We start from the raw sequence: 14,834 nt of genomic DNA on the forward strand, positions 1-14,834 counted from the left end.
GTCAGATCGGCAATCCACTTATCCCCGCTGTGCAGATTCCCCGAACCACCTCTGATATCGCTAAGAATGTTTTCCACGCGCATGGGGCGGATGCGACCGGGCGTGCCGTGTTCAGTCGGAAGATCACGCGCGGCAAGCTGCTCGACTTTTTTGCGGCACATCCGCGCTGCCTGGTGGCATTGGAGGCGTGCGGCGGCGCGCATCACTGGGCGCGCGAGCTGCGGGCGATGGGCCATGATGTCCGGCTGATCCCGCCGGCGTACGTGAAGCCGTACGTGAAGCGGCACAAGAACGATGCTGTCGATGCCGAGGCGATCTGCGAAGCGGCGCAGCGGCCGAGCATGCGGTTCGTGGCGGTAAAGACCGAGGAGCAACAGGCGGCGGCGCTGGTGTTCCGTACGCGCGACTTGGCGGTGAAACAGCGCACCCCGCTCGGCAACGCGATCCGCGGTCACCTGGCCGAGTATGGCTGGGTTGCGCCCAAGGGCACCGCGCACCTGACGATGCTCGCGGACCTGCTCGAGGGCGGCGAGATCGGCGAGACACTGCCCGAGGCGGCCCGACCGATGTTCGCGATGATGGTCGACATGCTGGCCGGGCTCGACAAGCGGGTGGCGGAACTGGACAAGGAGATCGCGCGGCGTGCCCGCGAGGACGAGGTCGCGCGCCGGCTGATGACGATCCCCGGCATCGGTCCCATCACGGCCACAGCCATCGCCGCAATAGCGCCTCCGGCAGAGACGTTCGCCAAAGGGCGCGACTTCGCCGCTTGGCTGGGGCTGGTACCCAAGCAGTCCTCGACCGGCGGCAAGCAGAAGCTGGGTGCGATCTCCAAAATGGGAGAGCGCACGCTGAGGCGCCTGCTCATCATCGGCAGCAGCGCGGTCGTGCTCCAGGCGAGCAAGCGTGGCGCGCCGGCAGGCTCATGGCTCGAAGGCATGCTCGCCAGGAAACCGCGCATGCTGGTGACGGTCGCGTTGGCCAACAAGATGGCACGCACCGTCTGGGCATTGCTGGTTCGCAAAGAGGATTACAGAGCTCCGGTCGCAGTCGCGGCGTAAAGCCGAGGCGGGCCAGAGGCGTCGGAGGGCGCAGTCGGTCGAAGGAGGGTATGGCACAACAGTCGGCGAGACGGGGCCGGAAGAACCAGCAAGACCCATCGTGTCCAAGAGCACGCGATTGTGAAATGGTTCCGGTCCGCGAACTCCCATACAGGCCAGCAGCTTCATCGCTGCATCACAGGCCGGACAGATGGCAGCATCCGACCAAGTGCCAGAACCTCAGGAAAACCGCTTGCAACCGAAGGGGCGTCCACAGATGGGTCTTTATGCAGTAGAGCCGACTTTCTCCGTTGCCCTATGGCACCACGCCGTTGTTGCTCCGGTCACGGTCCGGCAGGAGATGATCGGGGTCCAGCATGACCGAGGCGATGCGGCCGGCGGGTGCGCTGATGACAGGCTTGGTCCGCATCCAGGTCTCAACCGGCAGCTTGATGCGAGTGGTGTGGCCGTCGGCATATTTCACCTCCAGCACCGCCGGCATTACCAACTTGTCACGGCTCTCGAGCGTAATGCTTGCACCCTTGGCGGGGTCGCCATCGATATACGCAACGTTCGTCACCGCCAAGTCGAGCTGCCAGTTGTTGAAGAACCAGCCGCGCCAGAACCAGCTCAGGTCCTCCCCAGACTCGCTCGACATCTCGCGGAAGAAGTCGGACGGGCTGGGATGCTTGAACGCCCAGTCGGCGGTATAGTTGCGGAAGGCGGGGTCGAACCGCTCCGGGCCGAGGATGACATCGCGCAACAGGCGCAAGCCCAGCGCGGTCTTGTAGTAGCTGACCGAATGACGGTACTTCTCGCCCATGACGTCCGGATAGCTCAGGATCGGCGGCGCATCCTTGTCGGCCAGCAGCGGCAGGATCTCGTCAACCGGATTGCCGCCGCCCGGCGCATATTCGCTGTCGCGCTTGGGACCGAACACGCCGCCCTTGAACTCGTCGCTCTCAAACGTGTCGATGAAGGTGTTGAAGCCTTCGTCCATCCAGGCGTCGCGACGCTCGTTCGAGCCTACGACCATTGGGTACCAGCTGTGGCCGATCTCGTGCGCGGTGATCCAGAACAGCTCCTTGCCCTTGTCCGGGATGCCGTCGAACGCCATCCCGGGATATTCCATGCCCGTCGAGCCGCCGGCGATGCTCCATGCGCTCGGGTAGGGATAAGGGTACCAATGCCCAGAGAAGCGCTCGACTGAGTCCTTCAGATACTCGGTTGATCTTCCCCAGCCGGCGTCGCCTGCGCTCTCGACCGGATAGACGCTTTCCGCCAGCGCGGCCTTGCCGCTGGGCAGGTTCATCCGCGCCGCATCCCACACGAAGGCGCGCGAGGCGGAGAAGGCGACGTCGCGCGTATTGGCGAAGTGATAGCGCCAGGTCTTCTCGGCTTGCGCCGCGGGACGCGCACTGTCGCGGGTCACTTCGTCGGGCGTGCGGATCATCACCGTGGTTTCGCTGCCGGCCGCCTTGGCGAGGCGCGACCGCTGGAGCGGCGTCAGGACTTCCGCCGTATTGGTCAGCACGCCGCCACCGGCGACGATCATGTCGGCGGGCACGGTGACCGCGTAATCCACATCGCCATATTCGCAGTAGAATTCAGACCCGAGATAGGGGAGCGTGTCCCAGCCGCGCAGATCGTCATAGACGGCCATGCGCGGGAACCACTGGGCGATATCGAAGATCGTCCCGTTCGGCGTGTCGAGCCAAGAGGTGCGCCCGCCCCATACGCCTGGGATGGCATAACGATAGGCGATGCGGAACTTCAGCTTCGTCCCGCCGCCCCTGAGCGGCTGGTCGAGCCGGAGATTCATGCGCGTATCGGAGACGACGAACGGAATCGACACCCAGTTCTTGCCGCGCAGCACCTCCACCGATGCGATAGCGTAGCCGTCACTATGCTCGACCGAGCCGCGGCCCCTCCGCCCGCTGCCCATCGTCGCTGCGCGGGAATCCGCACGATAGATGTTCTGGTCGAGCTGCATCCACAGGCTCGGCAGGGCGTCGGGACTGTTGTTGGTGTAGTCGATCGTTTCGGTTGCCGTCAGCGCCTTGGTCGTGGTGTCGATCCGCGCGGTGATCGCATAGTTAACCCGGTTCTGCCAGTATCCTGGCCCGGGCGCGCCGTTGGAGGAGCGATAGACGTTCACGCCATCCGGGAGCGTCTGCGCAGCGAAGGCGACCTTCGGGTCGAAGTCGGCTGCCAGCGCCGGAGCCGTGCACAGTATGGCGGCAGCGCAGGCAGAACGAAGAATGGCCCGACAAAAAGGATGTCTCATCGATATTCCAGACGCCTGATCGTGCGCATATCATGACGATTGATCAGCGCAAAGATGGCGGACAAATGCTCGCAAATACGGACGTTGATCAAGGTACTCGGCATAAGGTCCGACCTACGCCGGCGGCGCTAAGTTTCTGGTCCGTGTTCTGCAAAGCAATGCCGTTCAGCGACGAATCGACGCCGCAGCAAGGGCACCTAGACGGACTTTCGCCGTCTCCATCAAATATGAATGATAGGCAGAAGTCGGGCGGGGGCAATGCACCGGGAATGGCGGATTTTTGGGTCTTGCCGGATGCGTGTGCTGCGGCGCAGGTAACGCTTCGCTCGGCAGGATCGGCGGCGCTGGCTTGACCAGAAAATGTTAACAGGCGTGCCCTAGTCCGCGGAATCGAAAGCGAGCGGGGGACCGGCACTGATGCATCGGATCGACGACAGCGGCTCCGTGATCCGGATTGTAGGCGAGGGCTTCTTCGCCGAGGACGAGGTCCGCCGGCATTTCGGCACGCTGGCGTCGATATTTGCGCGCCGTCGCCAATCGGCGCGCCAGGTCAAGGTAGTGATCGATCTGCGTGGGGCCGTGACACAGTCAATGAGCGTCACGAGGATCATCGCCGAAGCGACGAACCGGCTCTATTCCGATCCATCCGACCGAGTGGCGATCATAGTGTCGTCGACGCTGCTCAAACTACAGTTCGAACGTGTCCACCAGCACCAAGTCGTCCGCATTTGCCTGACCCCAGCAGAAGCCGAGCATTTTGTGGCTCCGGCGCTCGCAGTGACGAGCTAAGCGTCCGAACTGCCCACCTGATCACACCACATGAATGGACGGGCAAAGTTGGCCCGCACCACAGGGCGTCTGAGTGGCGGAAAGTGGGTCATTACCGCTTTGGGCCCTTGCGGTCACCGCCCCGTTACAATCAAAGGCGACGGAAGCGCCTCCGGTCAGGCTGGAAGCCCCGCTGCACTGCAGTCGTTTAATTGCTGAGCATTCGGCTTCAGCCTGTGCGTGCGCCGGTGGCGCTTTGTCGGCCAATGCTGTCGTCATTGTCGCCACATCAGGTTGCGTATCACTGCCAGTCCGCACCAAGCGATAGGAACGACCATCATCACTTTGCCGTCGACGGTGTCCAATGGCAGCACTGTGACCTCCACCCGCACTGGGCGCGGCGGCGGCGAGTAAGAGTGTTGGAGTGGTCGTCGCGTCCACCTCTGGAATATGGATGAGTACCGGTCTTATCGTCGATCGCCATCGTGTGCTACCTGGGCCCATTCGGAGAGAACACCTATGAAGCTCAGCGCGCGCAATCAGATCCCAGGTCGCGTCGTCTCGATCACGCCCGGTGCGGTGAACGGGACGGTCAAGGTCGACATCGGCAGCGGTAGCGTCGTGACCTCCAGCATCACCGAGGAAGCGATCGTCGACCTGGCGTTGACCGAGGGTGACGAGGTGACCGTCGTCATCAAGGCAAGTGACGTCCTGATCGCGAAGTGACGTGAAGGTCGGGTCGCTCAAGCTCAAATTGCAGCTGGTGTGCGGCGATGCCTTCGCGCTGGGCCCTGGCAAGGCCGACCTGCTGGACGCCATCGATCGCGAGGGCTCGATCTCGGCCGCGGGACGAGCCATGAACATGAGCTATCGGCGCGCATGGCTGCTCGTTGATGAGATGAACCGATGCTTCAAAGAGCGAGTGGTCGAGACCGCCATCGGGGGCGGCTCTCAGCGCGGTGCCCGCCTGACCGAAGCAGGAAAAGCAGCGCTCGCCGACTATCGCGAGCTCGAACGCGACGCTGAAGCGCTGGCGGAGCGTCCGTCGCTTAAGAGGTTGACCTTGGCTGTGCGGGGAACCCCGATCGCTTCTGAAACCTCCTAACCGACGCGACGGCAGACCCGAATGTATTCGTGCGGATATTGTATCCGCTCAGATATAGTGCATGAGCGCCCGATAGGGGAATGTTCATGCGATACGGTTCGACGACGCTTGCCGTCATGGCCGGCCTGACGATGGCAGTGCCGGCCGTTGCTCAATCGGCCGACCGGACGGCGCCTGCTCCGGCCGTCGCGGCACAGGCCGATCAAGCTGCTGGCGAGAGCCTTCCTGACGTGACCGTCACCGCACGGCGCCGGCCGGAGGATGCCCAGCAAATACCTGGTTCGCTGACCGTGGTCGGCGGCGCGCTGCTCGACCGCTCCTACACGGTCAATACCAACGGGCTACAGACGCTCGTGCCGAGCCTGAACTACTCGTCGGCCAATCCGCGCAACACCGCGTTCACGATCCGCGGGCTGGGATCGAGCGTGGTCGCGGTCAGCCAGTCGAACGACGGGCTGGAGAACGGCGTCGGCTTCTATGTCGACCAGGTCTATCACGCGCGGCCGGCGACGGCGGCGTTCGACTTCACCGACATCGACCAGATCGAGGTGTTGCGGGGGCCGCAGGGCACGCTGTTCGGCAAGAACACCACCGCGGGCGCGATCAGCGTGACATCGCGCGCACCGTCCTTCACGCCCGAAGCGAACGTCGAGCTCAGCTATGGCGAGCAGAACCTCGTGCTCTCAAAAGCCTCTGCGTCGGGACCGATCAGCACCGACGGCGTGCTCGCCTATCGCCTGTCCGGGCTGAGCGAGCGCCGTGACGGCGTCATCTACGACACCCGCGACGGCCGGCACTTGAACGATCTCGGCAACCAGGCGGTACGCGGCCAGCTGCTGATCCGGCCGAGCGACACGTTCGAGACGCGGATCATCGCCGACTTCAGCAACTTCGAGAGCACCTGCTGTACGCAGGTGTTCCTACGCGTCGGTCAATCCCTGCGCGCGGCAGGACGGCAATACCCCGCGCTCGCCGCCGGGCTCGGCTACACGCCGGCCAGCACCAACCCCTATGACCGCGTCACCAACATCGATGCCGACCTGGCGGTGAGCACCAACGAGGGTGGCGTGTCGGCCATCACCGACTGGAACGTCGGTCCGGTCACGATCACCAACGTCGCCGCCTGGCGGTTTTGGAATTGGGATGCGGCCAACGACCGCGATTATACCGGCATCCAGATCCAGACCGTGCAGCACATTCCCTCGCGTCAGGATCAGGCGAGCGAGGAACTGCGCGTCGCCTCCAACGGCACCGGCCCGCTCAGCTATGTCGGTGGCTTCTACTATTTCACCCAGAAGATCACCGGCGAACCGCTGAGCACCTACGGTTCGCAGGCAACCTATTGGCTGCTCGGGCCGGCGCCGACCTATCCGTCCAACCTGCTCGACGGCTATGGCACCGATGGCCGCACAAACTTCAACAGCCGCAGCTATGCCGTGTTCGGCGAGGCGAACTACCGCATCCTGCCGCGCCTCACTGCAACCGGCGGGCTCCGCTACACGTGGGAGGACAAGGACGGCAGCTACGCGACCACCGTGTTTGGCGGGCTCGCCACCACGAATACGGCGCTGGTGAACGCCAAGCTCTCGATCCTGCGCCCGCAGAGCTACACCGCGCACGACGCCGATGGCAGCCTGTCGGGACGCGCCAACCTGTCATGGCAGGTGACCGATGGGATCCAGGCGTACGCCGCCTTTGCGAAAGGCTACAAGTCGGGCGGGCTCAATATGTCGGGCTTGCCGCTGAACTCCCAGAACCAGCCGGTGCTGGCTACCGCCGTGGTGCGGCCCGAGCGGCACACCAATTACGAGGTCGGCGTGAAGACGCGGCTGTTTGATCGTCGGCTGATCTTCAACATCGACGGATTCTGGACCGATGTGCAGGATTTCCAGGCGACCATTGTCGACAGCTCACAGACGGTGGCGTTACGTGGCTACCTGTCCAACATCCCTAAGGTGACCGTGAAGGGCATCGAGGCGGACGCGGTGGCGCTGGTAGCGCCCGGCCTGACGTTCCGGGCCAATCTCGCCTATTCGGACGGGCGCTACACCGATTACCCGGCCGGTCCGTGCCCGCTGGAGGTGCAGACGGCGGCGACGACGGCGTGCAACCTCACCGGCCAGCGACTCGCCTCGCTGCCGACGTTCGCGGTTACGGCCGGCGCGGATTACGAACGGCCCGTCGGCGGCGTGGTCGCCTTCCTGCACGTCGACACAAGTTCGCGCGGCGGCTTCAACGGCGATCCGTCGCTGTCGCGCTACACCTACATTCGTGGTTACAATCTCACGAACGGCAGCGTCGGCGTGCGCTTCCGTGATGGCCTTGAGCTAGCGGTTTTCGCCCGCAACCTGCTCAACGCCGACTACATCCAGAACGTCACCATCCAGGCGGGCAACTCCGGGCTGATCCTGGGGACCCCCAGCGATCCGCGTACGATCGGAGGGACGGTCCGTCTGCGGATCTGACCAAGCGAAGGCAGCCGCCGCGGCCGCCTTTTGCTGGAAACTGACACACTTCCAGAGCAAGCGGACGAGTGAGCGCCTCGGAATGTCTGACTCTGGGTCCCGTCCGCTGCGGGTGCTTACGTGCCTCGGTTCGGTTTCCGCGGCTTGGGTGTCGGCAGCTCCGCCGCTGTGACGCGCAGCAGCTCGCCGAGCCATTCGGCATCGTCCCATCGATCGGCCGCGATGAGCATCTGCGGTTTGGCGCCTGGATACGGCGGCGCGTCCGACACCGGTTCGGCATGGGCGCGGCCCGATACAGTCGGCTTAACGAAAAGCTGATCGTCACAGACCGACCCGATCATCTTGCCGTCGACGTAGATGCCGTATTCACCGAACATCGGCTTGGCCGCCACCGCGCCGGCGCCAGTCGCCTGTTCGAGCAGGAAAACGATTGTGCGTTGCTGCGTCGCCATAGGCCGAACCTAACAGACGAGCGTCGCCGCGGGCAACGGACCCGACCATGGTCTGCGTCGCCGACTGCGGTGAACCAGAGGCCGCTTTGGGGAACGGTCAGACTGCCGCTGAATGGCCAATTGTGGGTTCAATCTGCCGGCAATAACGAAAAGCTGGCGGATGACAGCTGCGTCACTGAACCAGCTCGGACCACATCCGACCTGAGGGTCTGATGGTCAGCCGTCAGTCCCGGGGTCGGCGGTCCGCGCCGCCGGAGGGCAGCTCAGCGCCTTGCGGAACGCGCGCGACAACTGTTCCACGGAATATGGCTTGTGCAGCAGCTCGAAGCCATGGGTGCCGTTCTGCGCCAGCACATGGCTGTACCCACTCGTCAGGATCACCGGCAGGTCGGGATAGAGGCGGCGGATCTCCTGCGCCAGATCGATGCCGCTCATCCCCGGCATGACGACGTCCGAGAACACGACGTGGTACGTATCGGGCGCTTCTGCCAGCTTCGCGAGCGCTGTTGGGGCATCCTGCGCCAGAACGCTGTCGTAGCCGAGCTCGCGCAGAGCCTGCGTGGCGAACTCGCCTACCCGATCGTTGTCCTCGACGAGCAGAACGCAGACGCCGTCGCCGTTGGTCGACGTGGGCTCGTTCTGCACGTCCGTAACCGGTTCGGCGCGGCCCTCAACTCGAGGCAGGTACAGGGTGAAAGTGGTGCCCTCGCCAACGACGCTGTCCACGCGGATGTCGCCACCGGATTGCTTGGCGAAGCCGATCACTTGGCTGAGGCCGAGCCCGGTGCCCTTGCCTTGGTCCTTGGTCGTGTAGAAGGGTTCGAAGATGCGGACTTGATCGTCGGGCGCGACGCCCTCGCCGGTGTCGGTGATCGTGATCGCGACGAAATCGCCAGTGACCGGGGCGTGGCTGCGCACCTCCGGGATGCCCGAGACCGCGCCGACCGCGATCGTCAGCCGTCCCTCACCGGCCATCGCGTCGCGCGCGTTGATCCCCATGTTGACCAACGCCGTGTCGAACTGGCTCCGGTCGGCGCGGACGAGGCAGGGCTCGTCGGGCACGTGGGTCTCGACCTCGATTCGTGATCCGGCCAGCGTGCGGAGCATCGTCGCGACGTCCAGCAGGCTCACGCCGCTGTCGAATATCTCGGGCACGAGCGTCTGCCGGCGTGCAAACGCCAGCAGCTGACCGGTCAGGCGTGTGGCGCGGTCCGCGGTGTCGCCGATCGCATCGATGTACCTGGCCCGCTTCTCCTCGGCCAGATCGGGGCGGCGCAGCAGCTCGACCGAGCCGCGTATCACGGTCAGCAGGTTGTTGAAGTCGTGCGCCACCCCTCCGGTCAGCTGGCCGATGGCTTCCAGCTTCTGCGATTGGCGCAGAGTGTCCTGCATGGTGGCAAGCACGTCGGCGGCCTGCTTCTGCTCGGTAACGTCCCTCGCGCTTCCGTAATATCGGCCGCTCTCCGGCACAACGACCCAGGACAGCCAGCGCCAGTTTCCGTCCACCGTCCGGTACCGGTTCTCGAAGCGCAGGATCGGCTTGCCCTCACGGACCACATCCCAAGCCGCGTAGGTACGCTCGACGTCGTCGGGATGGATGAACTCGAAGAACCGCGTCGTGCGCATCTGCTCTTCCGACCAGCCCAAGGTCGCCTGCCAAGCGGGATTGGTAGCCTCAAAGAAGCCTTCCGTGTTCAGGATGCCGTGCAGGTCGGGGCTGACCTGCCACGTCCGGCTCGCCTCGCGCGTGCGTTCGGCGACCTTGTTTTCCAGGTCGTGGTTCAGCGCCCGCAACTCGCGCTCGCGATCTCGCAGAGCGGCGATGGCCTGCTCGCGTCCCGCCACCGCATGACGGACGGCCTGGCGGAATACCTCGGCGAAGATCAGCACGACGAGGACAGTGGCCGCGCTGACCAGGGATCGGGTCACATCGGTCGCGAGCGGAATGGCGCGTGCTGCGGCGCTCGGGAGATCGACCAACAAGACCCAGGCGAAGCAGCCCACATAGGCGATCAACCCTGCCCGGAGCCGACCGAAGAGCGTCGCGATCAGCACCACCGGGTAGATCGGCGCAAAGGGGCCGGCGGTGGGTGCCACGGCGTCGACGCCCAACCGCACGACAACGAGAAGCGCCGTGCACGCGGCGCCGAACAGGAGTTGTGCAGCCCAACCCGGCAGCCACGGGGGCGATCTGTCGACGACGTCGAACTCGGCCAGCTTCTGTAGTCGGCGCTTCATCGGTTCCCTCGTACTTGGGGGAAGACTTAGTCGCAAATGCCGGAGCGGGTGAAGCCCTGGTCCTTGCTGTAAGAGGCAGCGAACTGACACCTGAACTGATGTCCGAAGCTGAGGAGCGGAACGAGCCTGAGCGGACGCATCTGGGTCGAACCGGACGGCAACCACGCTGAAGCCGCCGCCCGTCGACAGCCTACACGTCTTGAGCGCTGTCTCCGCCGGTAACTTCGAAATTCGCTCCGCTGCACATCGCCGATGCGTCGGACGCGAGGAAAACCGCCATCGGCGAGATATCCTCGGGCTTCAGCCACGCCACTCGCAACGGTACGCGCGGGGCACGGTTGTTCCATGTCTCGGCCTCAGTCGGGTTCTTGGGCGGGTTTTCCTCTGTTTCACCGATCACGTGGCTCCAGCGCGCTGGGTAGCGGGTGAGGGCCGTGTCGACGAGGCCGGGGAGGATGCAGTTCACGGTGACACCGTACTTGCCGAATTCCTCGGCGGCCGATTTCATCAGGCCGATGATGGCGTGTTTGGACGCTGAGTAGGAAGAAGCACCGGGCGTGCCATGCTTGCCCTGCATCGACGACAGCAGGATGAACCGCCCGCTCTTCTGACCACACAGCGTCGCGGCAAAGGCCCGTACCGTGTTCGCCGTGCCGTTCACATTGTTGTCGATCACATCGTCCCAGTCGCTGTCCTCCATCTCCAGCAGATCCTTCCAGCGTTGGATCGCGGCATTCGCGACGACGATGTCGACGCGGCCGAACTGCTTAACCACTTGGTCACGCGCGCTGCGAAGCTGGGCGATCTTGCGGATGTCGCCCTTGATCGGAAGGCATCGGCGGCCATGAGCTTCGACCTGGCGAACGGTTTCGGCCATATCGTCGGAGGTGGCGGGCTTCGCGTTGGAGGCCGGGCTGACCGGGCCGGCAATGTCGAAGATCGCGACGTCGGCACCGTTGGCCGCCAGCTCGACGGCGATCGCCCGGCCAATCCCGCGCGCGCCGCCGGTGACGAACGCGACCTTGCCAGCCAACTGAGTGTCGCGCCCGGCCGTGATCGAACCAGCGCTGCGTGGATTGCTAGGAACCTGAGCGCTGACTGCGGCCGCGATACCGGCGGCGGCGAAGGTGCCGGCTCCGATCAGTATGTCACGCCTGCCTGTGCCGGTCCGCTTGGACTCATCCATCGTCATGTCCTTGATTTACGAGCGATCGGAACCGACAGAACAGCTACTGGTTGCGCGTGACTACTTTGTCACCATGCTGTTACTCTCACCCGATGCTTTGGACATTTCACAATAGCTGTTCAACTCGGATCGGCAGGTTGCGTACCCTGCGCCCGGTTGCATTGAACACCGCGTTAGCGATCGCGGCATTCACGCCAATGATGCCGATCTCGCCGAGGCCCTTCACTCCCTCCGCATTGACCGCCGCGTCGTCGTCCTCGACCATGATGGCGGTCATCTCTCCGATGTCGGCAGCGGTCGGCACGAGATACTCGGCGAGGTCACGATTGAGATAGCTGCCGGTCGCCGGGTTGACGATCGTCGCCTCGAGCAGCGTCGCGCTCTACCCCCAGATCATGCCGCCAAGCATCTGGCTGCGCGCGGTCAGCGGGTTGAGGATCCGTCCCGCCGCGAATGCACCGACATGCTGCCGGACGCGTACCTCGCGCGTCTCGCCATGGACACCGACCTCAATGAAATGCGCGCCGAAGCTCCAGGCGAGCTTGTCCTTGGGCGTGCTGACCAGCTTGAGGTGCCCCTTCCTGAGCTCGTCGATGGTCGACGGCTCGGCGCCCGGCGGCGCAAGCGCCACCTCCACCAAGCGGTTCGCGCCTGCCGGCTGCGCCTGCAACTGTCGGCATGCCTCGGCGAGCGCATTGACCAGCGTCGTGCTTGTCGACGAACCGCCCGAGATGCCGGCGGCGGGCAGGGCGGTGTCGCCGAGCTCGACCTGCACGCGGGCGAGCGGGACGCCCAGCCGCTCGGAGGCGGTTAGCGCGAGCAGCGTGTAGAGGCCGTTGCCGATCTCGTGATGCGCGGTCTGCACGCGGACAGCGCCGTCGGCAGTCTGGGTCAGCCGTACGATTGCGGCGCCGATCTTGGCGGGGCGCGCGGCAGCGGCGCAGCCACTGCCGATCAGCCACGCACCGTCGCGTGTCACGCCCGGCTCGGGCAACCGTGCCGCCCAGCCGAATGCGGCGGCGCCCGCGTCGAAGCAGCGCATCAGCGGGCGCGAGGTGAAGGGGTGACCGGTTACCGGATCGGTGAGCGTATCATTGCACCGGCGCAGTTCGATCGGGTCGATTCGCATCGAATGCGCGAGTTCGTCGACGGCGCTTTCGAGCGCGAACATGTACGGCACCTCGGGCGGCGCGCGCATCGGCCCCGGCGTGTTGCGGTCGACGCGCGCGACCCGCTCCTCGGACGCGACGTTGGCGCACGTATACAGCGCGGTGGTGACGTCGGTTCCCTCCATCGCGAAGGTGTCGAAACGCGACGTCGCCATCTCGGCGGTATGCGACAGCGCGACGAAGCGCCCACCTGCATCCGCGCCGAGCCGGATGTCGTGTCGCGTCTGGTGCGGTGTTTGGCGACGGTGAAGCCGTCGCGCCGGCTTACCGCGATGTGGACGGGCCGCTGCAATCACCGCGCCGCGATCGCGGCCAGCACCGTGTGCTGCGACAGCGCGAGCTTGGAGCCGAAATGGCCCCGATGAAATGCGCGATGACACGCACCTTGGCGGGATCGATGCCGAAGTGCGCGGCCAGGCCGTTGCGCGCGGCGCCGACGAACCGGGTCGGCTCGTATACGGTCAGCATATCGTCGTGCCAGACGCAAGTCGTCGTCGGCAGCTCGATCGGATTATGGTGCTGGATCGGCGTGGTGTAGCGCGCGTCGACGCTGGCGGCAGCCTGCGCAATCGCGGCATTGAAGTCGCCGGTGTGGCGACCCTCGAAGCCTTTGCGCAGGCCGGCGAGCGGCTCCGAGGTCGCACCCACGTCGCCGAGTTCGCCGACGTGCGGCGCTGCTTCATAGCCGGTTCGAATCGCCAGCGCGGCGGCCTGCGCCTGCTCGAGCGTCTCAGCCACAACGACGGCAACGATCTGGCCGGCGTAATGGATCTGGGCGACGCGAGCGGCCGCAGCGTGCTGTTCGCCCAGCCATCGGCCATGATATGGCCAATCGGGGCAACGGCGTTGCCGACGTTACGATAGGTGAGGACGTCGAGCACGCCCGCGCCCTCCAGCGCGATCGACGTGTCCATCCGGACGATCCGGCCCCGCGCCATTGGGCTGGTGAAGAGTACGCCGTAGGCGAGATCGTGGAGGTGGATATCTCCCGGAAAGTCCGCTGTGCCACATACCTTGGCGGGCCCGTCGATCCGGACATGCGACTGCCGAGCACCGCGGGTCCGCTATTTTTGGGGAGGTTGAGCGACTGCGCTTCGTCCATATCCATAATGTCAAAACGCGCCACGGCGATGCAGGTCCATCGGAGAACGGCAGATGGCGAGCATCGTCGAGCCCCGCCGCATTTCGCCTTGCGCCTGCGGTTCTGCTGGCTTCACGGTTGCAGCCAGGTCAATCCATGCCGAACGACAGCTTCGAAGGCGGCGAGGGGCAGAAACACGCCATCACGGAGGTCGGAGGACTCCACAGGCCGTGCCTTTCAGGTCTCGTACTTTCCTGAAGGCTATCTTTCATGTTTAGCTATCGAACCGTGAACGAATGCCCGGTTTCGGGAGGTGGGCAGGGTCGCCTGAGCGTCGGTTTTTTGGGTCGTCGCTGCGTCGGCGATCAAGGCATCGGGACGCAGCGACGATGCGGTTCAGCCGTGCGGGCGCATGACCACCTTGATGACGCCGTCCTGCTTGTCGCGGAACTTGGCATACATCTCGGGCGCATCCTCCAGGCTGGCCGGGTGGGTGATGACGAAGCTTGGGTCGATGGCGCCAGCCACGATCTTCTCCAGCAGCGGCTTGGTATAGCGCTGCACGTGGGTCTGGCCGAGCTTGATCGTCAGGCCCTTGTTCATGGCCGCCCCGATCGGAAGCTTGTCGCCCATGCCGACGTAAACGCCGGGCACCGACACCGTACCGCCCTTGCGGCAGCTGATGATCGCCTGTCGCAGCGAGTGAACGCGGTCGGTAGCAAGCATCATACCGGCCTTCACCTTGTCCATTATGGCGTCCGCGGCACCGTGAGCGGCGGCCTCGCAGCCGACGGCATCGATACAGCTGTCGGGACCGCGTCCCTTAGTCCGCGCCTGCAGCTCGTCATAAACGTCGGTCGTACTGAAATCGATTGTCTCGGCGCCGCCGGCCTCGGCCATGGCGAGACGCTCGGGCACTTCGTCGATCGCGATCACGCGGCCGGCACCCATCATGAGGGCGGAGCGGATCGCGAACTGGCCCACCGGACCGCAGCCCCAGATCGCAACCGTATCGCCAGGCTCGATCTGCGCATTCTCTGCGG

14 protein-coding genes are annotated in these 14,834 nt (G+C 64.9%); 5 read left to right on the top strand and 9 right to left on the bottom strand.

Annotation, left to right across the window (positions count from 1 at the left end; translation table 11 throughout):
- Nucleotides 1–29: 29 nt before the first annotated feature.
- Nucleotides 30–1,061, top strand: coding sequence for an IS110 family transposase (locus ACFE65_RS15930; protein WP_375383358.1), 1,032 nt, complete (start codon nucleotides 30–32; stop codon nucleotides 1,059–1,061).
- A gap of 295 nt (nucleotides 1,062–1,356) precedes the next feature.
- On the opposite strand, the gene ACFE65_RS15935 is transcribed toward ACFE65_RS15930, so the two are convergent.
- Complete coding sequence (locus ACFE65_RS15935) at nucleotides 1,357–3,198, bottom strand: M1 family metallopeptidase (protein WP_375383347.1); 1,842 nt, start codon at nucleotides 3,196–3,198, stop codon at nucleotides 1,357–1,359.
- A gap of 546 nt (nucleotides 3,199–3,744) precedes the next feature.
- Here ACFE65_RS15935 and ACFE65_RS15940 point away from each other — a divergent pair.
- The 4 genes from ACFE65_RS15940 (at nucleotide 3,745) to ACFE65_RS15955 (ending at nucleotide 7,665) form a co-directional block, all read left to right on the top strand.
- Nucleotides 3,745–4,116: a hypothetical protein gene (locus tag ACFE65_RS15940; protein WP_375383348.1), complete on the top strand. Its 372-nt coding sequence runs from the start codon at nucleotides 3,745–3,747 to the stop codon at nucleotides 4,114–4,116.
- 498 nt (nucleotides 4,117–4,614) lie between these two features.
- Nucleotides 4,615–4,821, top strand: a complete 207-nt coding sequence (locus ACFE65_RS15945; protein WP_375383349.1) for a molybdopterin-binding protein — start codon at nucleotides 4,615–4,617, stop codon at nucleotides 4,819–4,821.
- A gap of 1 nt (nucleotide 4,822) precedes the next feature.
- Nucleotides 4,823–5,200 (top strand): winged helix-turn-helix domain-containing protein, encoded by a 378-nt coding sequence (locus ACFE65_RS15950; protein WP_375383350.1) that lies wholly within the window; start codon nucleotides 4,823–4,825, stop codon nucleotides 5,198–5,200.
- Nucleotides 5,201–5,286: 86 nt separating this feature from the next.
- Nucleotides 5,287–7,665 carry a TonB-dependent receptor gene (locus ACFE65_RS15955; RefSeq protein WP_375383351.1) on the top strand — a complete coding sequence of 793 codons (2,379 nt, stop codon included), beginning with the start codon at nucleotides 5,287–5,289 and terminating at the stop codon, nucleotides 7,663–7,665.
- Nucleotides 7,666–7,781: 116 nt separating this feature from the next.
- Here the strand turns inward: ACFE65_RS15955 and ACFE65_RS15960 are convergent, their stop codons facing one another.
- From ACFE65_RS15960 to ACFE65_RS15995, 8 genes are all read right to left on the bottom strand, one after another.
- On the bottom strand, nucleotides 7,782–8,117 hold the full coding sequence (locus ACFE65_RS15960; protein ID WP_375383352.1) for a TfoX/Sxy family protein: 336 nt from the start codon (nucleotides 8,115–8,117) through the stop codon (nucleotides 7,782–7,784).
- A gap of 216 nt (nucleotides 8,118–8,333) precedes the next feature.
- Nucleotides 8,334–10,355 carry an ATP-binding protein gene (locus tag ACFE65_RS15965; RefSeq protein ID WP_375383353.1) on the bottom strand — a complete coding sequence of 674 codons (2,022 nt, stop codon included), beginning with the start codon at nucleotides 10,353–10,355 and terminating at the stop codon, nucleotides 8,334–8,336.
- Nucleotides 10,356–10,545: 190 nt separating this feature from the next.
- Nucleotides 10,546–11,541, bottom strand: coding sequence for an SDR family NAD(P)-dependent oxidoreductase (locus tag ACFE65_RS15970; RefSeq protein ID WP_375383354.1), 996 nt, complete (start codon nucleotides 11,539–11,541; stop codon nucleotides 10,546–10,548).
- Between the two features lie 106 nt (nucleotides 11,542–11,647).
- Complete coding sequence (locus ACFE65_RS15975) at nucleotides 11,648–11,845, bottom strand: hypothetical protein (protein WP_375383355.1); 198 nt, start codon at nucleotides 11,843–11,845, stop codon at nucleotides 11,648–11,650.
- A gap of 78 nt (nucleotides 11,846–11,923) precedes the next feature.
- Nucleotides 11,924–13,090: a xanthine dehydrogenase family protein molybdopterin-binding subunit gene (locus tag ACFE65_RS15980; RefSeq protein ID WP_375383356.1), complete on the bottom strand. Its 1,167-nt coding sequence runs from the start codon at nucleotides 13,088–13,090 to the stop codon at nucleotides 11,924–11,926.
- Complete coding sequence (locus tag ACFE65_RS15985; protein ID WP_375383359.1) at nucleotides 12,975–13,280, bottom strand: molybdopterin cofactor-binding domain-containing protein; 306 nt, start codon at nucleotides 13,278–13,280, stop codon at nucleotides 12,975–12,977. Before ACFE65_RS15985 ends, ACFE65_RS15980 begins: the two co-directional genes overlap by 116 nt.
- Nucleotides 13,172–13,741: a hypothetical protein gene (locus tag ACFE65_RS15990; RefSeq protein ID WP_375383360.1), complete on the bottom strand. Its 570-nt coding sequence runs from the start codon at nucleotides 13,739–13,741 to the stop codon at nucleotides 13,172–13,174. Before ACFE65_RS15990 ends, ACFE65_RS15985 begins: the two co-directional genes overlap by 109 nt.
- A gap of 446 nt (nucleotides 13,742–14,187) precedes the next feature.
- On the bottom strand, nucleotides 14,188–14,834 hold a 647-nt coding region (locus ACFE65_RS15995), incomplete at its 5' end, for a zinc-binding dehydrogenase (RefSeq protein WP_375383357.1).

The sequence above is a fragment of the uncultured Sphingomonas sp. genome (genome assembly GCF_964237335.1).
In the GTDB taxonomy this organism is placed as follows: domain Bacteria; phylum Pseudomonadota; class Alphaproteobacteria; order Sphingomonadales; family Sphingomonadaceae; genus Sphingomonas.